The organism is Paenibacillus tarimensis (assembly GCF_021532315.1).
In the GTDB taxonomy this organism is placed as follows: Bacteria; Bacillota; Bacilli; order Paenibacillales; family Paenibacillaceae; genus Paenibacillus_I; species Paenibacillus_I tarimensis.
In genome coordinates this window covers 61,995-79,631 of the sequence record NZ_JAKGAO010000007.1, presented here as the reverse complement: position 1 = coordinate 79,631, position 17,637 = coordinate 61,995, and the positions used below count along the sequence as shown (strand labels likewise).

At 54.1% G+C, this 17,637-nt stretch carries 16 protein-coding genes; 5 read left to right on the top strand and 11 right to left on the bottom strand.

Annotated elements, in window-relative coordinates; all coding sequences use genetic code 11:
- Nucleotides 1–92 precede the first annotated feature (92 nt).
- The 5 genes from L1N82_RS07020 to L1N82_RS07000 all read right to left on the bottom strand — a co-directional run bounded on the left by L1N82_RS07020 (nt 93) and on the right by L1N82_RS07000 (nt 5,739).
- Nucleotides 93–719 carry a hypothetical protein gene (locus L1N82_RS07020; protein ID WP_235286676.1) on the bottom strand — a complete coding sequence of 209 codons (627 nt, stop codon included), beginning with the start codon at nt 717–719 and terminating at the stop codon, nt 93–95.
- Nucleotides 701–1,573 (bottom strand): ABC transporter ATP-binding protein, encoded by an 873-nt coding sequence (locus L1N82_RS07015; protein ID WP_235286675.1) that lies wholly within the window; start codon nt 1,571–1,573, stop codon nt 701–703. The genes L1N82_RS07020 and L1N82_RS07015 overlap by 19 nt, the downstream gene beginning before the upstream one ends.
- A complete protein-coding gene (locus L1N82_RS07010; protein WP_235286674.1) occupies nt 1,560–1,739 on the bottom strand; it encodes a hypothetical protein in 180 nt (59 codons plus the stop codon). Before L1N82_RS07010 ends, L1N82_RS07015 begins: the two co-directional genes overlap by 14 nt.
- 61 nt (nt 1,740–1,800) lie before the next feature.
- Entirely contained in the window at nt 1,801–3,390 is a 1,590-nt protein-coding gene (locus L1N82_RS07005; RefSeq protein WP_235286673.1) for a hypothetical protein, read from the bottom strand.
- 249 nt (nt 3,391–3,639) lie between these two features.
- On the bottom strand, nt 3,640–5,739 hold the full coding sequence (locus tag L1N82_RS07000; RefSeq protein WP_235286672.1) for a HelD family protein: 2,100 nt from the start codon (nt 5,737–5,739) through the stop codon (nt 3,640–3,642).
- Nucleotides 5,740–6,066: 327 nt separating this feature from the next.
- On the opposite strand from L1N82_RS07000, the gene L1N82_RS06995 reads away from it, so the two are divergent.
- From L1N82_RS06995 to L1N82_RS06980, 4 genes are all read left to right on the top strand, one after another.
- The gene (locus L1N82_RS06995; protein WP_235286671.1) at nt 6,067–7,113 is read left to right on the top strand and encodes a glycosyltransferase family 4 protein; all 1,047 of its coding nucleotides are present in this window, start codon (nt 6,067–6,069) and stop codon (nt 7,111–7,113) included.
- A 208-nt stretch (nt 7,114–7,321) separates the two neighbouring features.
- Nucleotides 7,322–8,215, top strand: coding sequence for a glycoside hydrolase family 43 protein (locus L1N82_RS06990; protein ID WP_235286670.1), 894 nt, complete (start codon nt 7,322–7,324; stop codon nt 8,213–8,215).
- Nucleotides 8,216–8,527 (top strand): hypothetical protein, encoded by a 312-nt coding sequence (locus L1N82_RS06985; protein ID WP_235286669.1) that lies wholly within the window; start codon nt 8,216–8,218, stop codon nt 8,525–8,527. It begins immediately after the preceding gene.
- A gap of 59 nt (nt 8,528–8,586) precedes the next feature.
- Nucleotides 8,587–9,225, top strand: a complete 639-nt coding sequence (locus tag L1N82_RS06980; RefSeq protein ID WP_235286668.1) for a hypothetical protein — start codon at nt 8,587–8,589, stop codon at nt 9,223–9,225.
- 106 nt (nt 9,226–9,331) lie between these two features.
- Here the strand turns inward: L1N82_RS06980 and L1N82_RS06975 are convergent, their stop codons facing one another.
- The 6 genes from L1N82_RS06975 to L1N82_RS06950 all read right to left on the bottom strand — a co-directional run bounded on the left by L1N82_RS06975 (nt 9,332) and on the right by L1N82_RS06950 (nt 17,096).
- Nucleotides 9,332–10,348, bottom strand: coding sequence for a GDSL-type esterase/lipase family protein (locus L1N82_RS06975; RefSeq protein ID WP_235286667.1), 1,017 nt, complete (start codon nt 10,346–10,348; stop codon nt 9,332–9,334).
- Between the two features lie 139 nt (nt 10,349–10,487).
- Complete coding sequence (locus L1N82_RS06970; RefSeq protein ID WP_235286666.1) at nt 10,488–11,324, bottom strand: carbohydrate ABC transporter permease; 837 nt, start codon at nt 11,322–11,324, stop codon at nt 10,488–10,490.
- A gap of 2 nt (nt 11,325–11,326) precedes the next feature.
- Nucleotides 11,327–12,223 carry a carbohydrate ABC transporter permease gene (locus L1N82_RS06965; protein ID WP_235286665.1) on the bottom strand — a complete coding sequence of 299 codons (897 nt, stop codon included), beginning with the start codon at nt 12,221–12,223 and terminating at the stop codon, nt 11,327–11,329.
- 117 nt (nt 12,224–12,340) lie between these two features.
- Nucleotides 12,341–13,669 (bottom strand): ABC transporter substrate-binding protein, encoded by a 1,329-nt coding sequence (locus L1N82_RS06960; protein ID WP_235286664.1) that lies wholly within the window; start codon nt 13,667–13,669, stop codon nt 12,341–12,343.
- Between the two features lie 120 nt (nt 13,670–13,789).
- Nucleotides 13,790–15,349 (bottom strand): response regulator transcription factor, encoded by a 1,560-nt coding sequence (locus L1N82_RS06955; RefSeq protein ID WP_235286663.1) that lies wholly within the window; start codon nt 15,347–15,349, stop codon nt 13,790–13,792.
- Complete coding sequence (locus L1N82_RS06950) at nt 15,342–17,096, bottom strand: cache domain-containing sensor histidine kinase (protein WP_235286662.1); 1,755 nt, start codon at nt 17,094–17,096, stop codon at nt 15,342–15,344. The genes L1N82_RS06955 and L1N82_RS06950 overlap by 8 nt, the downstream gene beginning before the upstream one ends.
- 388 nt (nt 17,097–17,484) lie before the next feature.
- Between L1N82_RS06950 and L1N82_RS23165 the strand changes: the two genes are divergently transcribed.
- The gene (locus tag L1N82_RS23165) at nt 17,485–17,610 is read left to right on the top strand and encodes a hypothetical protein (protein ID WP_268821866.1); all 126 of its coding nucleotides are present in this window, start codon (nt 17,485–17,487) and stop codon (nt 17,608–17,610) included.
- Nucleotides 17,611–17,637 lie beyond the last annotated feature (27 nt).

Here is a 17,637-nt window from a genome sequence, read left to right as displayed (position 1 = left end):
ATACGAACACCTCGATTGGTAATATTCTTCCATTCAATTTATTGACGAACGGGATCCCGCCAAGGTTGCGCCCTCTCCCCCATTGCACGGTATTAATCCTTCAATAGGTGAAATCTCTCCCTGAAGCGGATCAGCTGTGCAGTAAGGACGGCGGCAGCCGCGCAAGCCGCCGCTTGTACCGTAACGAATGCCTCCGGGGACGTACCCAGCTTCTGGCGGTACCACTGCAGCAGATACAGCGGCCCTTGTCCGCTTCCGCCTGTAAACATACCAAAGAATAGATAACACAGCGCGAGACAGAGGCCGAAGGCATTATGCTTGAACAACGCAACCAAGACAGCGGTTATCTGCATATACAGTACCGCCGACACAAACCCTGCCCAAACCTCAGCAGCATCAAAGTACTGACGAAGGACGGCAGCGTACAGACCCGCATACAGAAGACTTAGCAGCAGCGGCCTCAGGGCACCGGCCGTCCACGGAGCTGCAGGCAGTGTAATCCACAGTTCCTTCTGTTCTGAACTGCCAATCTGCGACATGAGCCCAAGCATGGGAAAGGCCAGAGCGGGATACAACACCAGCGCGGTCATCTCTTTGGAAAACTGCTGCGATGTAGTCCCGGCAATCACGGCTAACAGCCACAGCAGCAGCGGAATGACAAACAAAGGCTTATGGGCTGTCCAGACATAACGCCACTGCACTAGTTCCCGTTTAACCACACCATATAACCCTCCTCCAGAGTAGGCTGAACCAGTTCGGCGCCCGCACACGGTTCGTCCTGCGCAATTATCCGCAGATTATACCCGCCCCCGATCTGCTGAGCAGCATCCGTAATGAATAATGCCAGATTGCCCAGGAGCCGTTCGTACTCCTCTCTTCCCGCATACAACCCCCAGACCTTCCCGCTGGCGTACCCGGTGACAGAATGCACATGCTCGTGTGCTTCCAGCCGTCCCTGCTTCATGAGAAACACCCGGTCACAGGTCATCGTAATATCCCCCGTAATATGCGTCGAGAGCAGTACGGCCCGGTTAAATGCAAGGCGCTTGATCAGGTTCCGGAAACGTATCCGCTCCTCCGGGTCAAGACCTGCGGTCGGTTCGTCCACAAGCAGCAGAGACGGCTCATGCAGAATAGCTTGCGCAATCCCAAGCCGCTGTTTCATACCTCCGGAAAGCGACCGCACCTTCTCACGGGCCTTATCGGTCAGATTAACCTCACTAAGCACCTTTTCAACCCGCTCTATCAACAGCCTGCTGTCCATCCCCCTCATGCTCCCTATATAAGACAGATACTCGCGGACCGTTAGCGCGGGAAACAGCCCGACATGCTGCGGCAGGTAGCCGATCAGCGAGCGGATATACTCCATATTTTTGCGGCTCCACTGTACGCCGTCCAGAGTCAGCTTTCCTGTTGTTGGCTGGTGATAGGTGGATAATATTCGCAGCAGCGTCGTTTTGCCGGCGCCATTGGGGCCAAGCAGGCCCGTTATTCCGTTCGACAACGTGAATGACGCTTCATGAAGCGCGGTTTTACGGCCATATGCCTTCGTCAATTGTTCAGCTACCAGCATGCTTCAAGTCCTCCAATACCTGCTCTGGTGTGAGCAAACCTTGTGTCTCGTTATACCACTTCCTAATGAGCCTTTCCTTCTCCTCATCCGGCAAGGGAGCATACTGCTCGCGCAGCTGCTTCATAAACGCCTGACCGTACACATCTTCATAAAATGAAACTTGCAAACTCTCAATATCAACGGAGTATAGGGCAATAAACAGCAGGATTCTCTTATGAAAATCGCTACTAGCGTAGGGGGGGCTGAGCCAGAAATAACACATCCAGCGCAGATCCTTGAGTCCGTGAAATACTGTCCGGTGAGGCAAAATATTCGTCCGGATTCGCCGCGAATTCATTAATCGTACTCATGATAAACCCCTTGCTTGGCATCTCCGCAGCTTCAGCCAGTCTAGTTCTGGCCTCCTGTACGATCTGCTGATGGGCATTATGATTCCTGACCGCTGCCTTCTGGGAGACAAACGCTGGTCTCAGCAGCCCGCCATCCTCCACATATTCACCATAAAAGATCGTCGGGCCATAAGCCTGGCCTTCCCAGACACCCTTCCCGGCAGGGCTCAAATTCGTGTGTATCCTTCTGCTCTCACTGCCCGTCACTTCAAGCCGATAGCTCTCCTTCCGGCCGCTGTGATACGGGTCTATCGCTTCTGCAGGATGCATCGGGTACCAAGGCAGTACAGATGGGAGCTCCGCAAAATTCGGTCCAACGGATGTGTAAGTCCTTGTCGCCACAGTAAGCTTCAGCCGCCCTTCGCGGGATGGCAGCTTAAGGATCAACAGATTCTCCTGCTGCGTATAGGCGATGCGCTTGTCTCCAAGCATAACCTCCTCCACTACAAAATCATTCCACAGCGCGAATGAGATTGTATCACTCTCCGCCTCCAAATCCGCCTCATACCGATAATACAGATCATGATTGCTTCTTCCATGTGATACCTTCATGTAAATATGGTCAACCGAATACTGAAGCTCCTCCTCGTCCAGAGGCGCGGCGGGGAGATAAGAGTTGACCGACCAGCTCTCGTCCGTCAAGTAGGGGACATAGGGCGAGAAGACTGGCAGAATCAGCGCCCCTGCCATGCAGACCAGGGCAGCCTGTCTCACTGGCCGTGTCCACGTCAGGCCGATATATGCCCCGATGATCACCACCGCGGCTACCGCCCGTTGAATGAAGAAGCCCCTGTTTACACGCTGACTCTCCATATCATATATCCCCATGATCAGTTCAATATTGGGGTCTCCTACAATTAGCCAGCCCGCAACCTCCCTCGGCATGAGATCGCCCAATACCATAGCGTTGTAAGGCATAATCAAAAACCAGGCCAGCGAAATCAGTACATAACTGTACAAGCTGCTGGTAAGGCTGTACAGCACATAACCGAGCACGGTGGATAAAAAGAACGGAGCCCACCAGCAGAGCACTGTGTACAGCAGCGCATGAGGCACTTCATGAATCGTTTCACTTCCATGGACTGCCAGAATGTAGAGGACGACCGCCATGAAGAAGATCAGATAGAATATTCCGGTAAACAGCATCCAGAACAGGAGCTTGCCCAGCCGGTTGCCTGTAAAACCGGGTAAGGTGCGAACCAGCTCCAGCTGGTACCGTCGCTGCTCTCCCCGTGCCTCTTCAGCTCCGTACAAGAAGAACAGAAGGCTTGCTACCATAATGAAATAGACCATACCCGGCATAACATCCAACCCTGTCAGGTTGGCACGCGGCAGCATTACAGAGCCGCCTATACATCCGGCAAACAGTATCAGCCATAGTGGAGAACGAAGCAATTGCAAGCATTCTTTAATTATTGTCTGTCTCATCGTCAACCCTTCCTAAATAGGAGTGCGGCAAGAAGTTTCTTGGCATCTTGATAGTTTAACGATAGACTTATGGAAAAGGATTTATAGTTCACCTAGTAAAAGGAATATTATGGACAAAAAAAGCCGGTCCACGGCTATCCGGGACCAGCATTTTTCCCACCTGTATTCATCTATGAAACGTTAAGATCGGGCAAGACAATTCGCACTTCTCTTCTCGTTAAAACCGCCCGCCTCATTCCAGATCCTCCGCTACCCCAGCAGCGGCGAAGCTTCCTCTATGTGCAGCAGGGTCAGGCGGTGCAGCGCTCTGGTGCAGCCGACATACAGCAGCTTGGCATCGGCAGGGGAAGCGGCGTAACGCCCCTCATCCACATCCGGCAGCAGCACGGCGTCGAACTCCAAGCCCTTGGCCATGTAGACCGGCACAACCGATACGCCGCCCTTGTAGGCCTGCTGTCCTTCAAGAATCAGGGAAGCTTCGACGCCTTCCCGCTCCAGCATGGCGTGCACCTCACGGCATTCACCGTCCGTCCGGCAGATGACCGCGACCGTCCGCATGCCGCCTGTTACCATGTCCTCAATATACGACCGGACCCGCTGGTCCCGTTCATCCGTGCCCGCGCAGCGGACAACCTCAACGGGTTCCCCGCTGCGGAAGACCGGCTGCGCCGCCGGAAGCCCTGTATCCGTATAAGGCAGAATCGTATTCGCAAACTCAATGATTTCCAGCGTCGAGCGGTAGCTCTGTTTCAGTTCGTGGTAGGAGGTTTGTTCCGGCTTGAACAGCTCCGACAGCTCCTCCCACCGGTGAATGCCGCGGTAGGCATGAATGCCCTGCGCAAGGTCGCCCAGGATCGTAAAGGACGGCTCATTCATGAATGACTTATACAGCTCGACCTGCAGCGGCGAGATATCCTGCGCCTCATCCACAACAATGTGATCAAGCATCCGCCCCTCAGCCGCATGGATCTGCCGGTGTATCCAGCACAGCGCCGCCAGATCCTCCTGCCTCACCACACCCTTCTTCAACCCCGCCTTGGTCTGTTCCGCGATGGTCGCCGGCATTCCCGCGGCCGGCTCAACAGGCGAGGCCTCCACACCGAAGAACCTGCGGTACAACTGCAGCGCCGTCACCTCTGGCAGCTTCTTCAGGAAGGTCCGCAGCCGCTGCTTGCCCGTCTTGCTGCGTTCCTTGCGCTTCTTCGGGTCCGAAATCTTGCCGAGCTCCATCTCCAGCCAGCGGTTCAGCCTTGCCACCAGCCGGTCCCGGCGCGCTGCCAGCGGATACGGTCTGTATTCCACCTCAAACCATTCACGGAGCGTCCTGTATGGCAGATGTCCGCCATCCCAAGGCTCAAAATCCAGCTCCGGCAAGTAAAACTGCTCATATTCACGAAGCCAGCCTGTCAGCAGCTCCTTAAACACCATCGAGCCCTTGTAGCGCCCTGAGGCCCATTCGCCTTCCTCCGGCCTGGCCGCTTCAAGCGAGAACCAGCGTTTGCCTTCCTGGTCGTCCTCTGCGAGACGCACCTCATCACCGAGCAGCTCCAGTGCCCAATCTACGAAGGTCGTCTGCCGCACATTCCCGACGCCCAGCTCCGGCAGCACCCCGGATATATAATCAAGGAACATCGTATTCGGCGCAAAAATAATCATCCGGTCCGCGCGCACCTGATCCTGATACTGATACAGCAGGAAAGCCAGCCTGTGCAGCGCCACCGTGGTTTTTCCCGATCCTGCCGCCCCCTGGATGATAAGCGCCTTCGCACGCGGGGCACGGATGATCTGATCCTGCTCGGCCTGAATCGTGGACACGATGTCACGCAGCCGATTATCCTTCTTCTCCCCAAGCCTGTAGAGCAGGAACTCATCGCTGAGCCCCAGGTTGTCGCCGCCTCTGACATAGCTGTCCACGACGCGCTGCAGCACCTGCTCGCGGATCGACAGGTTGCGCTTCAGGTGAATTTCGCCGCCAACAACCCCTTCAGGCGCTTCGTACTCAACCGGCTCGTCGCCGCCCGTGAAGGAGTAGAATAAGCTGGCTACCGGCGCCCGCCAGTCAATAATATAGGGCTGCCCGGTCTCCTTCTTCTCCATCCCGCGTTTGCCGATATAGAGCGGTGACGCACCGTCCATTCCCTTCTCTTGAAAATCCAGCCGTCCAAAATACGGCTCAATCTCCAGCAGCTGCAGCCTTTCCCGGCTTTCCTCGCGCTTGGCATCGAGCAGCTGCTCCACAAAATCATCACCATAATACCGCGGGCCGATCCCCGCAAGCTGCTGCCTGACTTCCTCCAGCGTTTCCTTCAGGCGTGTGCTTTCCTCATGGTAGGCACTTTGAACGTCCATTCAGTTACCTCCTATATTATCGTTCGTCTGCAGACCTTAATCATTGTGCCACATTCTGCTAAGAAACAATAGACTTATATTCAAAAATTTGCTATGCTGTTGATTAGAGGGTTGCCTAAAATAATTAGAACGTATGTTCGGTTTTTGGGGAGCTGTTCGATTAAACTGTTTAGGAGACCGGCTTCTGATGAAGCCGGTTTTTTTGCGTCCCGAGAACTGCACTCACCACATGTACCGATACATGCAGCCCGCAGACTTCATCTAATCTCTTGGCTGCCGTAAACGGCCGAAATCACTTCCCAGAAGAGATGAAAGGAGAACATGAGGATGAGAATAGCCATGCTGTCACCCATTGCCTGGCGCACACCGCCCCGCCACTACGGCCCTTGGGAGCGTGTCGTTTCCCTGCTAACCGAAGGGCTGGTCAAGGAAGGCATCGATGTCACGCTCTATGCAACCGCCGACTCGGTTACTTCGGCCAAGCTTAGAAGCGTCTGTCCTGCACCCTATGAAGAGGACCGGGAGCTCGACCCAAAGGTTTGGGAATGTCTGCACATAGCCGAGATTATGGAGCAGGCGGAGGAATTTGATATCATTCACAACCACTTTGATTTCCTGCCGCTATCTTACAGCGGGCTGATCCGGACGCCTGTTATCACCACAATTCACGGCTTCTCCTCGCCGAAGATTCTGCCGGTCTACCGCAAATACAATGCGAGCTCCTACTATGTTTCGATCAGCGATGCCGACCGCAGCGCTGAGCTGGACTATATCCGGACGATCCACCACGGCATCGATCTGGAGGCATTCACGTTCAACCCGCGGCAGGGGGATTACCTAGTCTACTTCGGCCGAATTCATCATGACAAGGGAACACGTGAAGCCATTGAGATCGCCAAGCGAATCGGCATGAAGCTGGTGATCGCTGGCATTATTCAGGATCAGGACTACTACGATGCCTACGTAGCGCCGAATCTTGGCACCGATATCACGTACATCGGCTCTGTCGGCCCGAAGGAGCGCAATGAGGTGCTGGGAGGCGCTTATGCGCTGCTGCACCCGATCCATTTTCACGAACCGTTCGGTTTGAGCGTGGTCGAATCCATGGCCTGCGGCACACCTGTGCTTGCATTCCGCAAGGGGTCGATGCCTGAAATCATCGAGAACGGACGCAACGGCTATGCCGTAGATACACTAGAGGAGCTGGTGCAGCGTGTTCCGGAGGTCAGCAGCATCTCTCGAGAGGGCTGCCGGCAGCTGGTGGAGGAACGGTTCAGCCAGAAGCGCATGGTCAGAGACTACATCGAGGTATATAAGGAAATTATGGACAAGCACGAGAAGAATTCGAGAGAAGGCACTCTTACGGTTAGCTAGAGCTAAGCAGCTGAGCATCCTGGTTTGGCAGTCCACTGCCGCCGGGATGCTCTTCTTTGTACTGTGGTGAGTTTCTTACCTTCCGTATCCCGTGAAACCAACTCGCTGCGGACATCGTCTATTTCTTATAGCGCCGTGCAACAAACGTTCGGCCATGTTTTAGCAGCGGCCGTTACGATTAATTATAGCTGAGGTGGTAAACAACCCGATGAAATCCTTAAACCTGTCTGAAATCAATTTGCGCGATCCCTTCATTCTCACGGACGTGAGGACAGGGGCTTACTATCTGTACGGTACGGACGGCGCGACCGCCTGGTCGGGCACACCTGCGGGCTTTGACGTCTATGTCAGCCGGGACTTGGTCAACTGGGAAGGCCCTGAGCCTGCTTTTCGCCCGGATGAGGACTTCTGGTCGGATCGTCACTACTGGGCGCCCGAGGTGCATCAATGGAACGGGCGTTGCTACATGTTTGCCAGCTTTAAGTCGGAGCAGCAGGCACGCGGAACCTCCATTCTGGTATCGGACAGCCCTGTCGGGCCGTTCATCCCGCTGTTTGGCGGCAAGCCCGTAACACCCGAAGGTTGGGAATGCCTCGATGGTACGCTTCATGTGGACGATGAAGGCCAGCCTTGGATGGTCTTCTGCCGGGAATGGGTGGAGGTGAAGGACGGTGAAATGTACGCAGTCCGCCTGGCACCCGATCTGAGCCGCGCCGATGGTAATCCCGTCCTGCTGTTCAAAGCCTCGGATGCCCCTTGGGCAGTAGCGGTTGGCGATAACAAGGACAGCTACATCACAGATGGTCCTTACATGCACAGACTGCCTGACGGTCAGCTGGCTATGCTCTGGTCCAGCGCTGGTGAACATGGCTATACCATGGGACTTGCCCGCTCTTCAGGCGGTATTGAGGGCCCATGGACACAGGATGCTGAGCCCGTATTCGCGAAGGACGGCGGTCATGGCATGCTGTTCCGCACCTTTGAGGGAGAGCTCTGCCTCACCATCCACACGCCGAACGCCAATCCGCAGGAGAGGCCGGTTATTTTCAAGGTAAAGGAAGAGGGCAGCAGGCTTGTGATCGAAGGACAGGCTGGGCAGTAGATGCGCAGAGAAGCGGTTATTTTACTGGAATCCCTGGTCATCGCTCTATCCGTTGTTATTAGCATGTACGTCTATTATTTTATTCAGGCCCATGGTCTGCAGGAGAATATATGGGAGGATGGGCCGCCGCCGGTGCTGGTGGAAAGTACGGTTGAGAAGCTGGAGAGTCATGATGGGACCGTAAGAGTCCACTATTTCTTGCCCTATGACTTGTTCGATTACGCGAAAGCTTCCACTGCAGCATCACTATTATACGGCTCTATCCGCTACGCTGTGTGGAGGCTCAGAGTGAAGCGAACCGGACATGGATAAACTTAGGTTTCATGGTACAGATCAACGCGCGACTCTACTAATCGGGAGGTATCGAAAATATGAAGAGAGTATTCCGCTATTCCTCAGTGCCGCTCATATTGCTGCTGATGCTGCTGGTCAGTGCCTGCGGCGAGAATACGAACACCAATGCGCCGGCTGAAGCGCCAGAGAATTTCGCTGTGGACCCGACCAACGATTTGACTAATAATACATCCGGGAATGATTCAGGCACTGGAACAGAGGCCACACCAGGCAATGCGGGCACGAATTCGGACGGGACTGAAGGCAGCGCGGCCGATGCAGCCGATGAGAATCCCAATACCGCTGCCGGCCCCAATGATGCACCTTCCTTCTTTGGTGAGTGGACAATCAGCAAGCATATCGGCTCTACTGGAATCTCGACTGAACCGAACAACGGTGTTATCGGACTGACCGTTGTCTATAATGCAAATACGGCATCCCTGGGCCATGATGAGGTACAAGACCCTGTCTATGAAGAATATGAAATGACGAATGAAAACTTCCTCAAGGAATACCGGGTCGAGCTGAGCGATATCGGTGTTGAAGCCGAATCAGTCAAGACGATCGTGGTGGCCGACTGGAATGGCGGAGGCAGCTTCATTATTCTCCGGGATGAACAGCCTCCGATAGTGCTTATAGACGGCAACTTCTATGAATTAGAGAAGGCGGAGTCGTAAGGAATGCGGCTGTCCCCCTCCTATGCCTGCTTCTCGAAGCACCCGCCAGGAATTATGCTACCAGCCAGCCAGCAGAAAGGCCCGTCCTAATAGCACGGGCCCTATTCTATGCCTGCACAGCTGCCGACAGCCGCTCCGCAATCAGCTCATGGCCCGCCGCGCCCGGATGGACAAGGTCGACGGACAATCCGGCATAGTCCGGGAGAAGGTCAAGCCCGCTTATATAGCTGAAATGCGGCGATTGCAGCTTCTGTACCGCCTCCTGCACAATTCCTCGGTACTCGGTAGCCCTCGGGTTACCGGCAGCATCATGGATGCAGCGGAACAGGTCTGTCACGATTACGGGACGTTCACCGGCACCATCCGCCAGCACGCGCAGAAACCGGTTCACCGCTACCTCGAACCTCTCGGGTTCCCACAGCCGGATGACATTAATGCCCATCTCCACTGTTGCCAGGTGCCAATCCTTCCTGCCTGCTATATATGCCGCCATGGCCTCATCCATCTGGGCGCTGCCGGCCGAGCCCATATTTATCAGGTCCATCCCCAGCCTGCGCGCTGTCCGCATCGCATAGGTTCCAGTCGGCTGTACCGAATCGCCGCCATGCGTAATCGACGAGCCGTAGGCCAGCATAGTCTTCCCTGGCAGCTGGTCCGCACGCGGCCGCGCAACGTTTCCTTCTATCCCAACCAGCCTGTACTCCCAATCATACGGCAGGATGAGGCGCACGACTTCGGGGTCAAAAGCCATCCCCTGCTCCTTCGCCAGCCGCTTCAACACATCCATATGAGCAGGTCTGCGGATTTTAATGGCCACAGTGTCTATTCCAACCGGAACAGGGGTCTCCGCATACATGCCCTGGAACAAGCCAAAGTAGACTTCTGCAATGCCATAGGCAGCCGCTGCTTCCGACTCTGCCCGGCGCAGCAGCACGAGCGCTTCCTCGCCCTTCATGACGAACCGGATCTCGCAGCCGCAAGTATTGAATGCCCGCTTCTGCGCATCTGCGTTGATCCGTTCCCGGACATCTGCCGGTATCCGGCTCAATCGGTAGTCCCCCTGTCCTGTCCATTCCGCTTCTGCAACGTTATGCAGCAGCACTTGTTCAAGAGCCGATGTCATCCTATCCTCTCCCCCTATTCTGGAAAATAGCAGGCAGATGCCTCGCCTGTCTCCCTCACATGGTCCTGCCGTTCAAATTAAACAGGCTGCCGGTATACGAGAGATACCGGCAGCCTGTTCGTCTAATTCCTATCTGCCCTTACTTTAATCCGCTGGTACTAATCCCCTCGACAATATACTTCTGGAAGGCGAAGAATACGGCGATAACCGGAACCAGGGTTACAACGGACATGGCGAACATGGCGCCCCAGTTAGAGAGCGTGTCGTTATCCAGGAACATCTTGAGTGCCATTGATACCGGGTACATCTCCGGCTTGTTCAGGTACAGCACCGGGCCGATCAGGTCCTCCCAGCGCCAGTAGAACGAGAAGATAGCCGATGTAGCGAGCGCCGGTGCGATCAGCGGCAGAATAATCCGGTAGAACAGCCTGAATTTGCCACAGCCGTCAATGGTGGCCGCTTCATCCAGCTCATGGGGCAGTGTCCGAATGAACTGAACCATCAGGAAGATGAAGAACGGCGCCCCGAAGAAGTTCGGGATAATAATCGGCAGGAACGAGTTCAGCCAGCCCAGCTTGGCAAACAGGATATACTGCGGCACGAGCACGACATCATGAGGCAGCATCAGGGTAATGAGCATGATGATGAACCAGAAGCTCTTGCCCCAGAACTGCAATCTCGCAAACCCGAATGCAATAAGTGCCGAAGACAGCACAACGCCAATCGTAGACAGAACAACTATGATTAGAGAGTTCGAGATAAAGGTCGAGAAGGTATAACCGCCGATCCCTTGCCAGCCTTGAACGTAGTTCTCCCATATCCATGGGGACGGAATTAGAGATTCAGCTGTGGAGAAGATCAAGGTACTCGGCTTGAATGAGCTCATCACCAGCCACAGCACAGGGTAGAGCATGAGCAGCGCGCCGCCTGCCGCCAGGATATGATACATCACCAGTCTGACCGGTTTGCTTCTCATGTCTAGTTGCCCCCTTTCGACTCATAGTGAACCCACATCCGCGAGCTGCGGAACAGGATAGCTGTTATGATGCCAACGATGATCAGCATGACCCAAGCCATAGCCGAGGCATAGCCCATGTCGAAGTACACGAACGCCTGGCGGAACAGATAGAGAGAGTACAGCAGCGTGCCGTCAAGCGGACCGCCCTCACCCTTCGAAATAATGTAAGCCGGTACGAAGGTCATGAATGCGCTGATCGTCTGCATGATCGTGTTGAACAGGATAACAGGCGTCAGCATCGGAATCGTGATTTTGAAGAATTTCTGGAAGCCGTTTGCTCCATCAACCCCCGCTGCCTCGTACAGGCTGCTTGGGATATTCTTAAGTCCTGCCAGGAAGATCAGCATGGAAGAACCGAACTGCCATACCGACAGGAAGATCAGCATCCACAGCGCTGCAAGCGGCTCAGCAAACCAGCGGACCGCGCCGATGCCAAGTGTATCAAGGAACAGGTTGACTACCCCTTCATCGCCGAACAGGTTGCGCCACATAATGGAGACAGCGACACTTCCTCCGATAATAGAGGGCAGATAATATAATGTACGGTATAAACCGATTGCCTTCGAAGCCCGGTTCAGCAGCATCGCCACCATCAGCGCGAATGCGAGACGGAGCGGTACGCCTCCAAACACATAAATCAATGTTACCTTCAGGGATGTAGCGTACTTGCTGTCTGACGTGAACATTTCCTTGTAGTGCTCCATACCGACCCATGAGGGTGTCGTGAACAAATCATAGTCTGTGAAAGATAGATATAGCGATGCGATTACTGGGATTAATGTAAAACAAAGGAACCCAATGACGAACGGCCCGATAAAGGCATAGCCCGTCAAATGCTGCTTCCATGCCACTTTCATTCTTTCCAACTCCTACTGCCCTAGGCACGTATGGGATTTCGGTTGAAGCTTTATCCGGCCGGGTGAGGCCAGCCATGAGGCTGGCCGCCCGTCTCGGGGTTATCCGTCTGGAATTCTTTATTTATTCTTGCCAAGTACGGCATTAGCTTCCTCACGGAATCTCTTAGCCGCTTCTTCCGGTGTAATCTTCTGGAAGTCCATCTGCTCGGAGTAGCTCTTCAGCATGTTCATAATTTCCGCTGCGCCCACTGGATCCGGCGGATCCATCGGCGTGCTGTTTTCCTCAGCCCATGCTACATAGTCGAATACCTTGGCTTGCGCCTCATCCAGCTCAGGCTTGATGGCATCCTTCACAACGGAGGATACTGGAACACCGCGCTCGCCTTTGATCAGCTTGTTCGCTTCCACGTTGTTCACCCAGAAGTCGATGAACTTCGCCGCTTCTTCTTTCTGCTTGGAATTCTTCGAGATGGCAAAGTACATGCTTGGCTTCAGGTAAAGCCCCTGCTCCCGGTCTGGCCCCGGCATGTGCAGCATTTCGAGGGGGACACCGGCAATCTGCTGAATGGATACATACTGGTTGGTCCACTGCCAGATGCCGACGCCCGTACCCTTAACCATCGGATCATCCTCCGGGCCTTTAATTTGTGCTTTCACATCCGGCGCAGGCGCTGCACCGTATTTCACCAGCTCAGCCAGCCGTCCGAAGAATTCAACGAACAGCGCGTCGTCTTCGTAGCCGAGTGCAGTTCCTTCCGCGTTGTACAGATGCTGTCCTTTGGTACGGAGGAAGTAACCGAAGAATACCTCCGGACGCATACCAGTATCGAAATACAGACCAGTGTTGTCCTTTACCTGCTTGGCGATCCGTACATAGTCCTCCCAAGTCCAGTTCTCATCATCAATCTCTTCGATGCCCGCCTTCTTGAGCGTCTCCGGGTTATACTGGAATTGGACGGTATTGACGCCTACGTTAAATGCGTAGATCTTGTCATCCAGCTTACCGCCGGCAATGGCATTTTCCGAGATGTTATCCACATTAATCTGATTGCCGATGTAAGGCGTCAGGTCAGCCAGCTGCCCTTTTTGCGCATACTGGGTGAAGTACGAGATGTCCATCTGGATAATATCCGGAAGCTCGTTCGCTGCCGCCTGTGGCGCCAGACGCTTCCAGTAGTCATCGAAGTTTGCGTATTCCGGCTCAATCGTTACATGAGGATTCTCCTGCTGGTAGAGCTTGATGACTTCAAGTGTGTAATCGTGGCGCGGCTGACCGCCCCACCAGGCCATCCGGAGCTTAACCGGCTTCTGCTCTCCGCCGTCTCCGCTGTTTCCGCTTCCCCCATTGCTGCTTACATTATTGCCTCCGCTATTGCTGCCGCCGCTGCATGCTGCCAGCGAGAACACAAGCGTAAAGGCAAGCATAATGGTCAACCATTTTCTCATGTTTGACGAGCCCCTTTCTGTCACTTAGAAATGATAAGGCTTACATCTTTAATTTTAACGTTTTTAGACATATCCGGAATCCAAAAAACCGTTTACATTGTTTAAAAAACAGAGGTGTCGTCAAATCAGTGTCCGTTTGTAATCGGAGGGAGAGCAGCCGGTATGCTTCTTAAACACCTGGCTGAAATACTGCGGGTTGTCGCCATAGCCCAGCCGGTCGGCCAGCTCATAGACCTTCACATCGTCGGCCTCGGCGATTAGCTCCACTGCTTTTTCCATACGGAGTCTCGTTACATAATTAGAAAACTTCTCGCCCGTCTCCTTCTTGAACAGCTTGCCGAGGTAGTCAGGATTCATAAACAAAATTTCGCTTGCCACCCAGTGAAGCGACAGCCTGGATTCGCCCAAATTCTCCAGAATGCAAGAGATCATCCGGCTCACCATATCGGAATGCTTGTTGCGGTGCCGCTCATAGTTAGCTGTGCAGATCTCCTGGACCGATTGGAACATGAACTCGCGGATGGCCTGCAGCGTGTCGAGCTCATCAAGCACCGCAAGCCCCTTCAGCCGCTCGTGTATGCGTGAGGGCTCTCCTTGTCTGGCACAGGCCACATAGATCGGAATGACGTAGGATTTGGTAACGGCTGTCTCCAGCCGCAGCTGGGACAGCGTCTCGAATACATGCGTGAGCTCGCGCTCCGCATCCTCCCAATGCCCGGATTTCACATACAGGCACAACTGCTCTTCATCATAGATAAAATCATCAGCGGAGCGGCCGGGCCCCGCGTCAATATCCTGCTTCGTAATTAGACTGCCCTCGCCAAGATAAAAACGATGCTCCAGGCATTCCAGCGTATCCCGGTACATCCGGCGCGCGCCCGTAATATCATCCGGATCACTAACAGCCGCAGTTGCTTCCAGCTTGTAGTAGCGCCGGAAGGTGCCTCGGATCTCGGCAACGAGCGCATACAGCAGGTCCGTCTCGCTCATATCCCGGATCAGCAGCAGCACCTGCTTCCCGATCGTGGTGCTCAGCAGCAGCACCTGTTCACCGAGCAGGTCCTGGGCAATATTTTTCAGCGCAAATATATGTTCAAATTCATAATCCCCTTCAATCTGGAACAGCAGCAGACGAACCTTGTCATGCTCGACGGGAATGTTGAACAGCCGCCTGAAGTTGTCCCAATCCCGGCGACCGTAGGTCCGGTTCGTCACCAGCTCCTTCAGGAACTGCTCCCGCGCATGCGGCAGCACCCGCTTCAGCTCCTCCTCCGTCTTCTGGATGAAGGCCTCCTTGCTCTGCTTACGGCTGAGCCGTCCGGCCGCCTCCTTCAGGGCTTCCTCAATCGTCTGCTCATTGCAGGGCTTCAAGAGATAATCCTTAACCCCATAACGCATAGCCCTCCGTGCATAATCGAAGTCACTGAAGCCCGAGAGCATAATGAATTCCATGTCCGGATCCGCTTCCTTCACCTGCTCAATCAGCTGCAGGCCGTCCATGCCTGGCATCTTGATGTCGGTTATGATAATGTCCGGCCGTTCCCGCTCAATGCTTGCCTTGGCTTCTATCCCGTTGCGGGCTGTGCCGATCAGCCTGGTGCCGCAGGACGCCCAGTTCACAATATTCGAGATCCCGTCCAGGATAATACGCTCATCATCCACCAGCAGTACCTTATACATGAGAATCCCTCACTTCCTTCGGTAATCGGATGCTGACACAGGTTCCTTCGCCGCGCTTGCTGCGGATGCTCAGGCCGTAGGATTCTCCAAACAGCAGCTTCACCCGTTCATTAATATTGCGCAGCCCCACGCCTGTGCCCTTGGGCTTCACCACGCCCTGATTCAACTGCTCAAGCAGCGACTCGTCCATGCCTGGACCGTTATCCTCCACGCTGAGCAGTATATAGTCGCCCTCGTCGGAGGCCGATACCTTGATCTGACAGCACTCCAGCATCTGCTCCAGTCCGTAGTTCACCGCATTCTCGACAAGCGGCTGCAGCGAGAGCTTGGGGATGCTGTATGGCTTTAGGTGACCGGGAATATCCAGCTCGAATGCCAGCCGCTCTTCGAAGCGGATTTTCTGAATATTAATATAATGGCTGACAATATCCAGCTCCTGCTCCAGAGGAATTAGCGGCTCCTTCAGGCCGATAGAGCTGCGCAGCAGGTAGCCGAGCGACTCGACCATCACGGATATCTGCTTCTGTCCGCCCATCTTGGCCGTCCAGTTGATCGTCTCCAGTGTGTTATATAGAAAATGCGGGTTAATCTGCGCCTGCAGCATCTTGAACTCGGATTCCTTGATCGACAGCTGCTTGACATAATTCTCCTTGATCAGTTCGTCAATCCGCTGCAGCATAATGCGAAAATTTCGGTGCAGCTGGCCCGCTTCATCCATAGGCATCAGCTTGTCATCGGGATCCTCCGTATAGGTGAAATTGCCCATCTGCACCCGCTTCATCTTCGCATTCAGTCGTTCAATTGGGTCGGTAATCCCCTTGGAGAAGCGGAATGAGAAGATAACCGCAGCAAGAAACAATGCGCCGAACAGTACTATAGAAAGCTGCTTGACGGTGGCAATCCGGTCGAAGATATCGTCGTACGGGATCATCGTCAGATAAGTCCAGCTCGTGTATTCGGAAGGGACATACGTCATGAAATACCGTTTGCCGTCCCGGTCGATTATTCGAAAGCCTTGTTCCCCGGCACCCAAGGCGCTGAGCCCTGCGACAGTCTCCGGGGGATCAAGCGGATAGACAGCTCTGTCACCGTTCAGGATAATGAAGTCAGCCTGACGGTTCAGCCCGAGAGAGAAGTTACGGATCAGCCGTTCCATATCAATTCGTATCATGATCGTGCCAAGCTGCTCCAGGCTGAGCTGGTCGAAGGAACGGATCAACCGGGCTGCCCCCAGCGCACTGTCATCCTCATTTGGCAGTATCCAGGTATTACCGCCATCGTTGTTTGCCGTCTCACGCTTAATTCTCCGCAGCTGCTTGCCGGTTGTTGTGACCCGGTTAACGCCCGAGGAGTATTCTCCATTAAAGGCATCTGTGATCTGGTAGGAGAGAACATACTGGTCAAGCACGCCCAGGTCAATCATTCGCTCCCTGATTTGGGCAGATACCAGGAAATTGTCGTACTGCGAGCCGCCATTGCGGATCTTCGTCAGGTTGCTCTGTATGGATTCATCTGTGGCAATCCGGAAGGAAAGCTGCTCCATCTTCCTCAGTTCATTTTCGATGCCGACAGAGGTCAGGTTAAGAGCTTTCGCCGACTGCTCGTAAATTTCCTCATCATAGATTTCGAATGCATACTGCTGAATCAATACAATTAGGACGCCGACCGTCAGCATCACAGCCGAGATCAGCACAAACAGCTTGAATTTGATGCGAAGCTGCTGATAAAGCGTTTTCAAACGAGGCAATACAGCTTCCTCCCTCCTGGTGCTTCTCTCCTATTGTAGCAAAATCACCCCAGCTGGACATCATACTGCGGACATGATATACGGGGATATGAAGAAGGAGCAGCTCTGGTAGACCCTATGAAGGGCGGCAAAAGAAGAGACCCAGACCACAATGGTCCGGGCTGGGTTCATTATGGGTAAACATTCCCTGACTTTAAGCTAGTATGTGCAGAATACCCGGGGCTCCGCTATTATTGGAACAGGCTAAGGATCAGTGGGTCCAGCGTCATAAAGGGATGAATCAGATGAAGAATTACGATTGAGAACGATGATGACCTTATGACACACACAATAGGTAAACGTTAGAAGCTTTAATAAATTTATATCTTCCGACCGCTGCTGCTCGTGGATGGCCGAGCATATCGCTGAGCGGTGGCCCGCTTACCCGATCCAGGTAGCCGCAGTTGCCCTCATTACCGGCAAGGGATCCGATATGGGGATGGCGCAGAATATGATTGACGGCTGGCAGGTTTAGCTAGCTGACGCAGCACTGCAGACCACA

Coding starts and splice junctions, on each gene's coding strand:
- L1N82_RS06960 (WP_235286664.1), bottom strand. CDS start 13,669: ATGAGAAAATGGTTGACCATTATGCTTGCCTTTACGCTTGTGTTCTCG.
- L1N82_RS06990 (WP_235286670.1), top strand. CDS start 7,322: ATGAAATCCTTAAACCTGTCTGAAATCAATTTGCGCGATCCCTTCATT.
- L1N82_RS06955 (WP_235286663.1), bottom strand. CDS start 15,349: ATGTATAAGGTACTGCTGGTGGATGATGAGCGTATTATCCTGGACGGG.
- L1N82_RS07005 (WP_235286673.1), bottom strand. CDS start 3,390: ATGAGACAGACAATAATTAAAGAATGCTTGCAATTGCTTCGTTCTCCA.
- L1N82_RS07000 (WP_235286672.1), bottom strand. CDS start 5,739: ATGGACGTTCAAAGTGCCTACCATGAGGAAAGCACACGCCTGAAGGAA.
- L1N82_RS07015 (WP_235286675.1), bottom strand. CDS start 1,573: ATGCTGGTAGCTGAACAATTGACGAAGGCATATGGCCGTAAAACCGCG.
- L1N82_RS06995 (WP_235286671.1), top strand. CDS start 6,067: ATGAGAATAGCCATGCTGTCACCCATTGCCTGGCGCACACCGCCCCGC.
- L1N82_RS06980 (WP_235286668.1), top strand. CDS start 8,587: ATGAAGAGAGTATTCCGCTATTCCTCAGTGCCGCTCATATTGCTGCTG.
- L1N82_RS06965 (WP_235286665.1), bottom strand. CDS start 12,223: ATGAAAGTGGCATGGAAGCAGCATTTGACGGGCTATGCCTTTATCGGG.
- L1N82_RS06985 (WP_235286669.1), top strand. CDS start 8,216: ATGCGCAGAGAAGCGGTTATTTTACTGGAATCCCTGGTCATCGCTCTA.
- L1N82_RS06970 (WP_235286666.1), bottom strand. CDS start 11,324: ATGAGAAGCAAACCGGTCAGACTGGTGATGTATCATATCCTGGCGGCA.
- L1N82_RS23165 (WP_268821866.1), top strand. CDS start 17,485: ATGGCCGAGCATATCGCTGAGCGGTGGCCCGCTTACCCGATCCAGGTA.
- L1N82_RS06975 (WP_235286667.1), bottom strand. CDS start 10,348: ATGACATCGGCTCTTGAACAAGTGCTGCTGCATAACGTTGCAGAAGCG.